A 13,427-nucleotide genomic window follows, 5' to 3' on the forward strand; every position below is an offset into this window, starting at 1 on the left:
CTCAGTCCTCGGCCAGGCTGGCTTCGGGGGGCAGGGCCCGGCGCAGCAGGCGCGGCAGCAGCAGGATCGCCCCGGCGGCAACCCACAGGGTGATCGCGATGGAACTGGACCACAGCACGCTGACATCGCCCGCAGACAGCGACAGGGACCGGCGCAGGTTCGTTTCAAGGATGCCTCCCAGAACGAAGCCCAGGATCAGCGGCGCCATCGGCACATGCATCCGCCGCAGCCAGTAGGCGGCCACACCCACCACGACCATCAGGATCAGGTCGAAGCTGGCCGACTTGCCCGAATAGACCCCCACCGCCGAGACGACCACGATGAAAGGCACCAACACCCAGGCGGGCACCGTCAGCATCCGCGCGAAAAAGCCTACCAGCGGGATGTTCATCGCCAGCAGCATCACGTTGCCGATGAACAGCGAAGCGATCAGCCCCCAGACCAGTTCCGGCTGCGAGGTGAACAGCATCGGGCCCGGCGTGAGGTTGTAGAGCGTCAGCACGCCCAGCATGATCGCCGTCGTGCCCGAACTGGGGATGCCCAGCGTCAGCATCGGGATGAAGTTCGAGTTCGAGGCCGAGTTGTTCGAGGCCTCGACCGTAGCCAGGCCGCGCAGGTCGCCCTGGCCGAACTGGCTGCCCTGCGGGTCGCGCCGTTCGGTCAGCTTGCGCTCGGTGGAATAGGCTAGGGCGGATGCGACCGTGCCGCCCGCGCCCGGCAGAAGGCCGATGAAGAAGCCGATGCCCGATCCCCGCAGCGCCGAGGCAAAGGTGAAGCGCATCTCGGACAGGTTGAACAGGCTGCGGCCCATCCGCTCGATCCGCACGCTGGCGCCGTCGCGATGGCCCTGCAGCAGGATCAGCAATTCGGAAATCGCGAAAAGGCCGATCACCAGGGTGGAAAAGGCCAGCCCGTCGATCAGGTTCGGCATGTCGAAGGTATAGCGCATGACGCCGGAATTGGCGTCGATGCCGATGGTGGACAGCGCAAGCCCGATGCCCGTCGCCAGCAGCGCCTTGATCGGCTGATCGGACAGAAGGCCCGTCAGGCAAGCGAAGGCAAAGATCATCAGCGCCACGTATTCCACCGGCCCGAAGGCCAGCGCCCATCGCGACAGCACCGGCGCGGCCAGCACGATCCCAACGGTCGCCAGGACCGACCCCACGAAGGACGTCCAGGCCGACAGCGACAGCGCGACCCCGGCCATGCCCCGGCGCGACAGGGGATAGCCTTCGATCGCGGTCATGACGGCCGAGGCCTCTCCGGGGACGTTGATCAGGATGGCGCTGATCCGCCCGCCATATTCCGACCCGATATAGATCGCGGCCATCAGGATCATCGAGCTTTCCGGCGGCAGGCCCAGGGCGAAGACCACCGGGACCAGCATGGCAACCGCATTGACAGGCCCAAGGCCCGGCAGAACGCCCACCATCGTGCCCACGACCGCGCCCAGGGCGGCCAGGGCCAGGTTCATCGGCGTTCCGGCGACGGCAAAGCCGTTCATCAGAAGGGACAGGGTTTCCATCAGATCAGGCCTCCCATGATGCCGGTCGGCAAGACCACGTCCAGGCCATGGTCGAACAGCAGATAGGATCCCACCGACAGCACCGCCCCCGAGACGATGGCCTGGATCAGGCTGGCACCGAAGATCAAGGCCACCACCCCCGCCATCACGAAGGTCGAGGGGACGTAGCCCAGCCGTTCGAAGACCACGGCATAGATCAGCAGCGTGACCGACAGCATCAGGATGCCGGTCATGGTGCGGCCGCTGACCGCGTCGGCATCGGTGCCGCCGCGGATCACCAGCATCACGCCGCAGAACGCGATCAACGCGGCCGTCAGCATCGGAAAGGCGCGCGGGCCCACGGGTTCATAGGCGAAGGGCGCGACCAGCCCCCAGCCGAAGACTGCAAGGATCCCGGCCATGAGCAATGCCACGGCCCCAAGGGTTCTGTTGCTGCTCATGACCGTGTTCCTTACTGCTGGACCAGCTGGAACTCGCCCGCGAGCGCGCGATAGTTCGCGACCGCCTCGGTCACGAAGGCGTCCAGCTCCTCGCCCGTCAGGGGAAGCGGCAGCAGGTTGCGGCTTTGCAGCAGGGCATCATAGCCAGGGGCCTGCATGGCGGTCTCGAAAGCCTGGACCCACCACTGGTAATCCTCGTCCGACACCTCGGGTCCGACATAGAAGCCGCGCACGATCGGCCAGTCGATGGCATAGCCCTGCTCGGTCGCGGTCGGCACGTCGGCCAGCTTGCCGGGCAGCCGCTCGGGCGAGAAGACGGCCAGCATCTTCAGGGGTGCACCGCCGTCGATGGCGGCCTGGCTGTCGCCCACGTCGTTCATGCAGGCATCGACATGGCCGCCCTGCAGCGCGGTCGCGCAGTCGCCGCCCCCTTCGAAGGCCACGAAGCGCATCGACTTGTGGTCGATCCCTGCCGCGCGCGCGGTCAAGGCCGCCTTCATCCAGTCCTGGCTGCCGATGGTGCCCCCCGCGCCCAGGATGACCGAGCCGGGATCGGCCTTGATGGCCTCCATCATGGCAGTCAGGCTGTCATATTCGCTGTCGGCAGGCACCACGACCGCGCCGTAATCGGCCCCGACCGAGGCCACCCAGCGGACGTCGTCTTCGTCATGGGCGCCGAACTTGCCCTGCGCCAGGTTCAGCAGCGAGCCGGCCGAAAAGGCGACAATGGTGCCTGGTTCGCCGGGACGCTGGCTGACGATGGTGCTGTAGGCCACGGCGCCGATGCCGCCGGGCATATAGGACACGCGCAGGGGCGATTCCAGCACGCCCGCCTCGGTAAAGGCGGCCTGGGCCAGCTTGCAGGTGATGTCGAAGCCGCCGCCGGGCTGGGCGGGGGCGATGCATTCGGGGCGTTCCGGCGCGGCATGGGCCAGCGAGGCCGTCAGCAGGAAGAGAGGCGCGGACAAGGCCACCGCGCGGCGCGGAGTGATGCGGATCATGGTTTCCTCCCAAGGAACAGGTCGGGCCCTCCAGCCCGTGGGGCGAGGTTACATCATCGAAGCTTTCAGGCAGCTTTCAGTCCGGAAGGTTCGGCGGGCAGGTGCAACACGGCGTCCAGGCCGCCTTCGGGACGGTTCGACAGATCCAGTCGCCCGCCAAGCGCCCTGGCGATCTCTTGCACGATGTTCAGGCCCAGCCCCGTGCTGGAAGGGTTGCGGACGCCGTTTCCGGAAAGGTTGAAGCGTTGCCCGCTTCCCAGCCTGCGCAGAAGATCCTGCGACAGGCCCGGCCCCCCGTCGCGGATCGAAATCGCCATGTCGTCTACCCCCCGCGCCGCCGTCAGCGTCACCGTGCCGCCCGGCGGGCTGGCTGTGATCGCGTTCTGCAAAAGGTTGCTGACGGCTTCGAACAGAAGGGCCTCGGTCGTATGCAGGCTGCCTGTGTGGGCATCCGCCTCGACCTCCAGAAGGATGCGGCGCTTGCGGGCCTCGGCCAGGTGCAGGCGGACCACGCCGTCCAGAAGCGTCGCCACATCAACGGGTTCGGCGGCGGCGCTGCTCCACAGGGCACTGTTGCGCGCCAGGGCAAGGGCCAGAAGCTGGCTGGTCAGGCGCGAGGAACGGTCGGTGATCTCGCGCATGGCGCGCAGCACGGCGTGCAGATCGGCAGGATCCTGAAGCTGCAGCCCGCGGTCGATCTGGGCGCGCAGCACGGCCAGCGGCGTCTTCAGCTGGTGCGACGCATCCTCGATGAAGCGGCGCTGCGCCTCGCCCTGGATGCGGTGGCGGTCGACCAGCCGGTTGACCGACTGCACCAGGGGCTGCACCTCTCGCGGCAGGCCCGACGGGTCAAGCTGGCGCAGGTCGTCCGATGCCCGCCGGTCCAGCCGGTCGCGCAGCGCCCGCAGGGGCCGCAGCCCGGCATGGACACCGACCGCCAGAAGCAGCGTGGCCGAAGCAAGCGCGGCAAGGTCGCGCAGCACCGTGCGGGTGATGACCGTGCGCAGGAAAGCTTCGCGCGATTCGGTGGTTTCGGCGATCTCGATGATAAGGTTCTGGCCCTCGGCGCCGTAAAGCGGCGGATCCAGCGGCCGCATGTAGGCCGCGACCCGGATCGGCCGGTCATAGTAAAGGGCATCATAGAAGACCACTTGCCCCGTCGTCAGCGGCGGCGGGGGCGGCAGCAGCGAATCGCCGATCTGGACCAGCCCGTCGTCGGTGGATACGCGGAACAGGATCTCGCCATCGGCGGTGGCCTGAAAGCTTTCGAACAGCGGATAGGGCAGTTCGACCCCCAGCCCGCCGCTTTCGGTCGAGATGCGCAGGTCGATGGCCCGGATGGCCCCGCGCAGGGAACGGTCATAGGCGCTGTCGGCCACCTCGCGCAGCGATTGCATCGACAGGATCAGCCCCATCACCATCGTGAACAGCAGCGTGGGCACCATCCACAGCGCCAGCGTGCGCCAAAGCGGGCGCCCCTGCAGGGGATTGGGGCGGGCGCTCACCCGCCGTCCTCGTCATGTTCCAGCAGATAGCCGATGCCGCGCAGGGTCACGATCTGGATCGGCGCATGGGCCAGCCGCTTTCGCAGCCGGTGGATGATGACCTCGATCGCCTCGGGGTTCATGTCGCTTTCCACCGAAACCAGCCGGTCGAGGATCTGGGTCTTGGACAGGGGATCCCCGGGCCGCTGGATCAGCAGGCGCAGCACGGCATGTTCGCGCGGCGACAGCGACAGCACCTCGTCGCCCAGCGTGAAGCGTTGCCCGGCCTGGTCGAAGCACAGGGGGCCGCAGGCATAGACGCCGCGGGCCCGGCCGTGGCTGCGCCGGATCAGGGCATGGATGCGGACCTCCAGTTCCTCAATGGCGAAGGGCTTGCCCATGAAGTCGTCGGCCCCGTCCCGCAGCAAGGCGACCCGCTGGGCCAGGCTGTCGCGGGCGGTCATCACCAGCAAGGGCGTGTCGTTCCCGCGCGCCTTCAGCCGGGCCAGGAACTCGGCCCCGGTCATCTGCGGCAGGCCGAGGTCCAGCAGGATCAGGTCATAGCTGTCGGCCGCGATGCTGGCCTCGGCGCCGCGGCCGTCCTCGGTCCAGTCGACCTGGAATCCCCGGCCCACGAGGCTTTGGGTCAGCCATTCGGCAAGATCCTCATCATCTTCGACAAGTAGAAGCTTCAAGGGCCCGCTTCCCCGTTACGAGGCGTTCCATCCCGCCCTGGCCGCTTCACTATCGCGCAGGAGAGAAACGCGCCGCAACCCTTCGGGCAGGGCTTGCGGTCCCAGGGGCCGCCGGCCTGGCCCGGAAGGTAGCCCCTTCACCCTGTCCTTCGGCGATGGCGGCGAAGGATGATCAGATAGCCCGCCACCCCGGCCAGCGGCCCCGGCAGAAGCAGCCACACGGCAGACGGCCCGATCTTCTGGATCAGGATCGTCGTGGCAAGGATCGACAGCATGGTGATTGCAAAGCCCGCCGCGTTCTGGATCGCCAGGGCAGCGCCCACCATGTCCCTGGGGCAGGCCCGGGCGGACAGGGCCGAGAATTGCGGCGAATCGGCCACCACGGATGCACCCCACAGCAGCAGCACCGCCAGAAGCGCCTCTGCCGGAAAGGCCCGCCAGCCAAGCGCGAAGGTGACGATGCATCCTCCTGACAGGATCAGCGCGCCCAGGGCGACACCTGCACTGCCGATCCGTTGCGACAGCGCGCCTCCTGCAAGGCAGCCCAGGGCACCGGCGCCGATGACAAGAAAGGAAAGACCCGCCACCCCAAGCGCAGGAAAGCCGGCATCAAGCCCGGTGGCGGCCACCAGCATGGGAACGGCCGTCCAGAAGGCGTAGAGTTCCCACATATGCCCGAAATAGCCGATCGCGGCGGCGCGGAACCGCGCGATGCTGAAGGCTGAAAGCACGTTCCCTGTCCGCTTCACGCCAGCGGCGGCTGGCAGATGCGGCCCCGTTCCCAGACGATGCACCAGTGCCGCACCCACAAGCGCCAGGCCGGACGAGCCGCTGACGATCCACTGCCACGGCAACTGCCCGCCGCTGAAGCGCAGGAAATGCGGCAGGGCGGTTCCAAGGGTCAGCATCGCGACCAGCAGGGCCAGGGCCTGGCCCGTCCGCTCTGGCTCCCAGCTGACGATCAGCTTCATGCCTATGGGATAGATCCCCGCCAGGCTAAGCCCGACAAGAAAGCGAAAGACGCTGCCGGAAACCACGTCCTGGGCCAGCCATGCGAAGCCCAGGTTGAACAGCGCGCCTGCCAGGGCCGAGGTGACGAAGATGGTGCTGGCGCGAAAGCGGTCCGCAAGACCCAGCAGCGACATCCCCAGCGTTCCCAGGATGAACCCGCCCTGCACCGCAGTCGTCAGCCACCCGATGGCCGAGGCGTCTGCGCCCCAGGCATCGATCAGCCCGCCGGCTGCGCTGTTCGCGCTGAACCACAGCGAGGTGCCGAAAAGCTGCGCGATCGACACCACGGCCACGGGCCCGATCCATGAGGGGATCCTGCGCCCGGATTCTGTCATGTCGCATCCCCCTCGTGCTGATGGCCAGGACATCCTTTCAATGCGGCAGGTTCGCGTCGCCGATCAGGCGGCGGTGGCGACGGGCCTCGGCCACGGCATCCTCGAACCGCTCGATGCCCTTTGCCTCGAGCGCCGGGATCAGCCGCAGGAAGGCTTCGGCCGTCGCGATGGCATCGCCCATCGCCCTGTGGCGGTTTTCGGGCGGGATCTGGATCCCCAGGCGACTGGCCAGGTCGTCCAGCGTGTGATCGGCGGACTGGCCCCAGACCATCGCCGACAGCAGCACGGTGTCCAGCACCCGGTTGTCGAAGCGGATGCCGGTTTCGGTTTCCGCCCGGCGCAGGAAGCCCATGTCGAAGGGTGCGTTGTGGGCGATCAGGACGCTGCCTTCGCAGAAATGCCGGAACGCGGCCAAGGCAGCGGCCAGGTCGGGCGCGCCGCGCAGCATCCTGTCCGTGATGCCGTGGATAGCGGTGGAGGCCGGCGGGACCGACCGACCCGGATCGACCAGCGTCTCGAAGCGTTCGCCGGTCAGCCGTCCCCGCACCAGTCTCAGGCCCGCGATCTGCACGATCCGGTCGCTGTCGGTCAGGCCGGTGGTTTCGGTGTCGAAGACCACGCAGGTCAGGTCCGCCAGGCGGGACGACGAAAGCTCGCGGCCCGCAAGGGCAAAGTCATAGGTCACGCCACGCCCTTCGGCCGCGGCCTCGGCCCGGGCCAGCGGCAGGACCAGACGCGCCATCCGGCCGTCGACTTCGGGCCAGATTGCCGTGCCATGCGCGGCCAGAACCTCGGCCCCGGTCAGGTCGGGCTGCCCCGGATCGGGTGCCTTGCCCAGCCATGCTTCCAGTTGGTCGACAGGGACCGGCGCGCCCTGCCATTCCAGGACAAGCTGCATCCCTTCCAGCACGTCGGGGCGAACCGAAACCCTGGGTTCCAGCCCTTCCGCGCGCAGTTGCCTGTCCAGAAACACCAGCAACGCGTTCAGCGGCCCGGCCTCGGCCCGAAAGACAAGCGGCGGAAGAAGACCGGCATGGGCAAGGCCCGCCGTCAGCTCGTCCAGCCCCGCCAGACCCGATGGGGCGTCATCGGCCAGGATCTGGGACAGCCTGCGGGTCGTTGCGGCCAGACCTCGGCCTTCAGCCCGAAGCACCTTCGCCAGGGATGGGGGAACGGGGCCTTCCAGCGCCTCGAGCAGCGGCACCAGCGTTGCGGCATGACGGCGCAGCGCCTCGAGCGTCGCGCGGGGGGCGGGGCTGTCCGGCAACGGCTGGCGCATCGTCAGCAGCAGGCCCTGTTCGATCCTGCGCAACCGGGCGGACATCCTTGTGCCCTGCCCGGTCATCCAGGACAAATCCGTCGCCGGGGCGCCTGCATCCAGTCGCGCCCGGGCTGCCTGCAAGGCCGCCCCGCTCAGATGCCGGTCCAGCGGGCGATCAAGCGCCAGCCCCGGAAGCAGTCCTGCCGCACTGGCATTGTAGAAGATCACCCGCCCCTGCCCATCCGTCATCACCGCGCCCGCCCCGAACTCGGCCAGGATGGATTCGAGCGTGGCCTTTTCGCGCACCTGTTCGGCAGCATGGGTTTGCAGGGCTTGGTCCAATGCCTCGGCCGTGCGAAGGCGGGCGGCGGCGGCGTCCTGCGCGGCGGGTCCAAGATCGGCAAGATGGGCGGTCTTCGACAGGTCGGGCGGGCGGCCGGTGCGCAGGCTGCCGGCCAGCATCTCTATGGGACGGGCCAGATGCTGGTCGAACAGATACCACAACCCGGTCGCCAGACCCGCAAGCCCGAAGCCCGCCACCATGACGCCCTGAACGACCGCATCGGTCCCGCCGCGCGCGGCCAGCCACAATGCCGCACCCGCAACGCCAAGGGTTGCCATGCCATAGGCCGCGAAAAGCGCCAGCAAGCGCAGCCGCAAAGAACCGCGCCTTGTCATTGCCTGCCAAGAAGGCGGGCCATTTCCGCCCGCAGTTCGGATAGCTCGAAGGGCTTGGCGATGAAGCCGTCCGCGCCCAGGGCCATGCCCTTGCGGTGCTCGACCACCGAACCGCGCGCCGTCATCAGCAGGACCCGGACCTGCGCCAGATCCGGATCGGCGCGCAGATCCTGCAGGACCTGATAGCCGGATACCTCGGGCAGCATCACGTCCAGCAGAACCAGGTCGGGCCGGGACTGCCGGATGGAGGACAGCGCGTCCTTTCCGCTGGCCAGCCGTTCATGGCGATGCCCGTCGCGCGTCAGCAGGAAATCCAGGGCGATGGCGATGTTATCCTCGTCCTCGATGACCAGGATCCTGGCCATGTCACCCCTCCCCCGCGCAGACGGCGGCAAAGGCCGGATCGTCGGCCGTGGCAGTTGTCCAGTCGCCGCGCGCGGGACGGATGCGACCACCCGCGCAGTCGAAATCCTGCGGCACGATGATGGTCTGGCCGCGCCTTTCGACCAGCATGATGGGCGCCTGCCTGATCCCGCCCTGGCCTTCGCGGATCTGTGCGGGATCAAGTGCCGCGAAGCGGACCTCGACCGGGGCAAGATAGGTCCAGGGCGCCCAGGGCTGGCTGTCGCGCCCGACCAGCAGCACCTGGGTATCCTGCGGCAACCGGGCGGTCGCGCGCCCGAACCAGGCATAGTCGTTCCAGACCGAATAGCTGACCATGGCCAGCCCGATCCCCGCCGGCAGCAGCCAGGACGCCAGCTTCAGCCCGGCCTTCTGCGCCGCGTGCGACATGGCATAGAGCAGGGCGGCCGCCCCGATGCCGACGGCGATCACGCCCAGAAGCTCGGTCCCGATCCCTGTCATCCCAGCATTCCCTTTCCATGTCCCATAGCCGACTGCATCCCGCGCACGACCACAAAGGCGTCGCGCAGGTGGCTGCGCTCGAAATCCGCCAGATCCGCGGGCGAGAGATAGTTGTCCGGCGGCCGCCCAGCCTTGACCAGATGCGCCTGGTTTTCCAGCCGGGTCGTCTGGATCATGTCATAGGCCGCGATCAGTTCCCTGGCCCCGGCGGGCGAGATGACGCCCCGCGTCTCGGCAGCCTCCAGCCGGGCGCGGGTGTTGACGACGTTGATCCGGCCCTGCAACGCATAGATCCGCGCAAGGTCCGTGACGGGGACGACGCCGTTGTGCTTCATGTCGATCCGGTGCCGATGCTCGCCCGACCGGATCGTGGCAAAGCCCCCGATCAGCCCCAAGGGCGGGCGGTGCTTCAGGGCATTCGCCACCATATGCGCCAGGAAGATCGAGTTTCTGGCAGCCATGTCCAGCGTCTGGCGCTGCAGATCCTCCAGCAGCGCGGCCTCGCCGCCGATCGGGCGCAGGTCGAACATGACCGAGGCCAGCATCTGCGCCTCGGGGCTGGGACGGGTGATCCAGTCGCGGAAATAGCCCTGCCAGACCGGCACCGGCTGACGCCAGCGTGGGTTCGTGGCCATCATGTCGCCCGGGCAATGAACATAGCCGCAGGCGTGCAGCCCATCGCTGACGAAACGCGCCAAGTCTTCGAACCACGGATCCCCCGCATCGGCGCCCGGCGCCAGGATCAGGCAGTTGTCCTGGTCGCTGACGCCTGTCTGTTCCTGACGCCCCTGGCTGCCGCAGGCGGCCCAGAGAAAGGGCGCGGGCGGCGGTCCCATCCGCTGCTGCGCCAGGTTCAGCAGTCGGCGGGTGACGGCATCGGCGATGTCGGTGATCATCCGGGTGATGACCTCGTGCCGTTGCCGCGCCAGGACAAGCTGCACCAGCAGTTCGGGGATCCGGGCCGTCACCTGCGCCATCTGGGCCACGTCATCGACCTGCGCGACCTCGCGGATCAGCCCGGGGGCCGAGATCGCCTGCACGCGCGTCAGGTCGGTCTGGCTGATCATGCCGACAAAGCGGCCGTCAGCGACAACCGGCAGGTGGCTGACGCGGCGTTCCAGCATGATGGTCAGCACGTCATAGCCAAGCGCATCGGGCGCCAGGGTGACGGGATCGGCGGTCATCACCTCCGATACCGGGCCGCGCGGGTCCCGACCCTCGGCCACGACGCGGTTCGACATGTCCCGGATGGTAACGAGCCCGATCAGGCGGCCCCCCGCCGTGATGCCGATGCTGCTGACACCGGCCTGCCGCATCTGGCGCGCGGCCTCGATGATGGGTGTATCGGGCGCGCAGGCGACCGGCTTGCCCGACAGCAACTCGCCCACCTTCAGGGTGGCGACGCTGGTGCCGCGATCCGGGACACCCCGCCCCCGGTCGAAGAACCGCGCCACGGCCCGATGCTCCTTGATCAGGCGCGTTACCTCGTCCCGCGGCAGCATCAGGATCACGGCCTCGTCCAGGGCACGGGCCGAGGTGACGGCGGTTCCGTGGCGCAGCAGGCCGCGTTCGCCAAAGGAGTTGCGCGGCCCAAGCTGGGAGACGCTGTCGCCATGGCGGTCGGTGACGACCACATGGCCGCTTTCGATCAGGTAAAGGCCCGGGAGGCGGTCGCCGAACTCATAGATCGTCTGGCCTGGCGCAAAGGACCTGCGACTGAAGGAACCGGCGACCCGCGCCAGCTCGTCCCGTTTCAGGCTGTCATAGGGATGCACTGTGGCGATGAAGTCGATGATACCAGTCATCACCCGCTGACCTTGGCAAGGATGCCGCGCCCCCGGGGAGGCGCGGCAGATGTCGGTTTCAGTGGCTGATCGCCCCGGCTGCGCCGCGCGGAACCCGGATCGATTCGACCAGGTCCTGCACATGTGCCGGGGGCCGCTTGCTGACCGCCGAGACGGCAAAGGCCACGGCAAAGTTGATCAGCGCGCCGATGGTGCCGAAGGATGCGGGCGAGATGCCGAACAACCAGGCATCGGGCGTGTCGGGCAACATGTTGGTCCCGGCAATGAAGAACCACCCCTTGTAGGCGAAGATGTACAGGATGGTGGACAGCATCCCCGCGATCATGCCGGCGATGGCCCCTTCCTTGCCGACGCGGCTCGAGAAGATGCCCATCATCAGCACCGGGAAAATCGAGCTTGCGGCAAGGCCGAAGGCCAGGGCCACTGTCTGCGCCGCAAAGCCGGGCGGGTTCAGCCCCAGAAGCGTCGCAACCAGGATCGAGACTGCCATGGACACGCGGGCCGCAAGCAGTTCGTTCTTTTCGCTGATGTTCGGGCGCAGCGTGCCCTTGATCAGGTCATGGGACACTGCGCTCGAGATCGCCAGCAGAAGGCCGGCCGCAGTGGACAGCGCCGCCGCAAGTCCGCCTGCCGCGACGATTGCGACGACCCAGCCGGGCAGGTTGGCGATTTCCGGATTGGCGAGGACCATGATGTCGTTGTTGACGGTGGTCAGCTCGTTGCCGCCCAGGCCCTGCGCCGCCGCCATCTCGGCCGCGGGGCCTTCGGTTGCGGTGTCGTTGTAGTACTGGATCAGGCCGTCGCCGTTCTTGTCCTCCCATGCCAGCAGGCCGGTGGTCTGCCAGTTGCGCATCCAGGCCAGGTCCGGGCGCGACTCGATGTCGCTCAGCGCGACGGCGGGCTGGCTGAAGGTGTCGCCCGCCTGCGCGCCCGGCCACATGGTGGTGGTCAGGTTGAAGCGCGCCATCGAGCCCACGGCGGGGGCCACGGTGTAAAGCAGCGCGATGAAGACAAGCGCCCATCCGGCCGACTTGCGGGCGTCGGCCACCTTGGGGACGGTGAAGAAGCGGATGATGACATGCGGCAGGCCCGCGGTGCCGATCATCAGGGCCATGGTGAACAGCACCATGTCCAGGGTCGAGTTGTGATGCCCGGTATACTGGCGAAAGCCCAGATCCGTCACCACCTGGTCCAGCTTGGCCAGGAAGGCCATGCCCGACGCGTCATGCGTGGCGAACAGGCCCAGCTGCGGCAGGACATGACCCGTCAGCTGCAGGGAGATGAAAACCGCCGGGATCGTATAGGCGATGATCAGCACGATGTATTGGGCCACCTGGGTATAGGTGATGCCCTTCATGCCCCCCAGCACCGCATAGCAGAACACAAGCGCCGCGCCGATCCACAACCCGGTCGAGTTCGACACCTGGAGATAGCGCGAGAAGGTGACGCCCACCCCGGTCATCTGGCCGATCACATAGGTGATCGAGACGATCAGCAGGCAGATCACGCCGATGATCCGCGCAGTCTGGGAATAGAAGCGGTCGCCGATGAACTCGGGCACGGTGAACTTGCCGAACTTGCGCAGATAGGGCGCAAGAAGCAGCGCCAGCAGCACATAGCCGCCCGTCCAGCCCATCAGATAGGTCGAATTGTCATAGCCGGTGAAGGCGATCAGCCCCGCCATCGAGATGAAGGACGCGGCCGACATCCAGTCGGCCGCCGTGGCCATGCCGTTCATGACCGGGCCGACGCCCCGGTTGGCAGCATAGAATTCGGCCGTGGAACCCGCGCGGGCCCAGATGGCGATGCCGATATACAGCGCGAAGGACGCGCCGATGACCAGCAGGTTCAGGGTAAACTGGCTCATGACGCGCTCCTCACTCGTCCACGCCGTATTCGGCATCCAGCCTGTTCATCCGGGCCGCGTACCAGAAGATCAGCACGATGAAGACCAGGATCGAACCCTGCTGCGCGAACCAGAAGCCCAGGTCCGTGCCCCCGATCGGGATGGCTGCAATCAAGGGGCGAAGGATGATTCCGAAGCCATAGGACACCAGGGCCCAGATGGCGAGGCAGGTATAGATGATGCGGAGATTGGCTTGCCAATAGGCATTCGACGAATGTCTGTCACTCATGTCGCTTGGATCCTCCCTTTCAGACATACTGCTGGAGCCGCCTTGTTCTTGTCGCATCCGGTTCTGGCGGCAGAACCGGACGGCTCGCCTGTTTCTTCCCCTTCTTCGGGTTTTCACCCTCTGTTCATCCTGTTCTGGATGAGGTCGTCGACGACTTCGGGTTCGGCGAGGGTGGAGATGTCGCCGAGGCTGC

General features: G+C 67.4%; 12 protein-coding genes. All 12 read right to left on the minus strand.

Annotated features, from left to right (window positions below):
- Position 1 precedes the first annotated feature (1 nt).
- The 12 genes from IE224_RS12980 to IE224_RS13035 all read right to left on the minus strand — a co-directional run bounded on the left by IE224_RS12980 (position 2) and on the right by IE224_RS13035 (position 13,234).
- Entirely contained in the window at positions 2 to 1,525 is a 1,524-nt protein-coding gene (locus IE224_RS12980) for a tripartite tricarboxylate transporter permease (protein ID WP_191310949.1), read from the minus strand.
- Entirely contained in the window at positions 1,525 to 1,965 is a 441-nt protein-coding gene (locus IE224_RS12985; protein ID WP_191310951.1) for a tripartite tricarboxylate transporter TctB family protein, read from the minus strand. The genes IE224_RS12980 and IE224_RS12985 overlap by 1 nt, the downstream gene beginning before the upstream one ends.
- Before the next feature lie 11 nt (positions 1,966 to 1,976).
- Positions 1,977 to 2,966: a Bug family tripartite tricarboxylate transporter substrate binding protein gene (locus IE224_RS12990; RefSeq protein ID WP_191310953.1), complete on the minus strand. Its 990-nt coding sequence runs from the start codon at positions 2,964 to 2,966 to the stop codon at positions 1,977 to 1,979.
- Between the two features lie 65 nt (positions 2,967 to 3,031).
- Positions 3,032 to 4,471 carry a sensor histidine kinase gene (locus IE224_RS12995; RefSeq protein WP_191310955.1) on the minus strand — a complete coding sequence of 480 codons (1,440 nt, stop codon included), beginning with the start codon at positions 4,469 to 4,471 and terminating at the stop codon, positions 3,032 to 3,034.
- Complete coding sequence (locus IE224_RS13000; protein ID WP_191310957.1) at positions 4,468 to 5,145, minus strand: response regulator; 678 nt, start codon at positions 5,143 to 5,145, stop codon at positions 4,468 to 4,470. The genes IE224_RS12995 and IE224_RS13000 overlap by 4 nt, the downstream gene beginning before the upstream one ends.
- Before the next feature lie 137 nt (positions 5,146 to 5,282).
- Positions 5,283 to 6,491: an MFS transporter gene (locus IE224_RS13005; RefSeq protein WP_191310959.1), complete on the minus strand. Its 1,209-nt coding sequence runs from the start codon at positions 6,489 to 6,491 to the stop codon at positions 5,283 to 5,285.
- A gap of 37 nt (positions 6,492 to 6,528) precedes the next feature.
- Positions 6,529 to 8,412: a 3'-5' exonuclease gene (locus tag IE224_RS13010; protein WP_229849370.1), complete on the minus strand. Its 1,884-nt coding sequence runs from the start codon at positions 8,410 to 8,412 to the stop codon at positions 6,529 to 6,531.
- A gap of 14 nt (positions 8,413 to 8,426) precedes the next feature.
- Positions 8,427 to 8,795: a response regulator transcription factor gene (locus IE224_RS13015; RefSeq protein ID WP_191310963.1), complete on the minus strand. Its 369-nt coding sequence runs from the start codon at positions 8,793 to 8,795 to the stop codon at positions 8,427 to 8,429.
- 1 nt (position 8,796) lies between these two features.
- Positions 8,797 to 9,294 carry a hypothetical protein gene (locus tag IE224_RS13020; RefSeq protein ID WP_167620947.1) on the minus strand — a complete coding sequence of 166 codons (498 nt, stop codon included), beginning with the start codon at positions 9,292 to 9,294 and terminating at the stop codon, positions 8,797 to 8,799.
- A complete protein-coding gene (locus IE224_RS13025; RefSeq protein ID WP_191310965.1) occupies positions 9,291 to 11,099 on the minus strand; it encodes a DUF294 nucleotidyltransferase-like domain-containing protein in 1,809 nt (602 codons plus the stop codon). Before IE224_RS13025 ends, IE224_RS13020 begins: the two co-directional genes overlap by 4 nt.
- A 58-nt stretch (positions 11,100 to 11,157) precedes the next feature.
- On the minus strand, positions 11,158 to 12,966 hold the full coding sequence (locus IE224_RS13030; protein WP_167620944.1) for a sodium:solute symporter family protein: 1,809 nt from the start codon (positions 12,964 to 12,966) through the stop codon (positions 11,158 to 11,160).
- Between the two features lie 10 nt (positions 12,967 to 12,976).
- Positions 12,977 to 13,234, minus strand: coding sequence for a DUF4212 domain-containing protein (locus IE224_RS13035; RefSeq protein WP_167620942.1), 258 nt, complete (start codon positions 13,232 to 13,234; stop codon positions 12,977 to 12,979).
- Between the last annotated feature and the right edge of the window lie 193 nt (positions 13,235 to 13,427).

Origin of the sequence: Paracoccus aerius (assembly GCF_014656455.1) — a bacterium.
Classification (GTDB): domain Bacteria; phylum Pseudomonadota; class Alphaproteobacteria; order Rhodobacterales; family Rhodobacteraceae; genus Paracoccus; species Paracoccus aerius.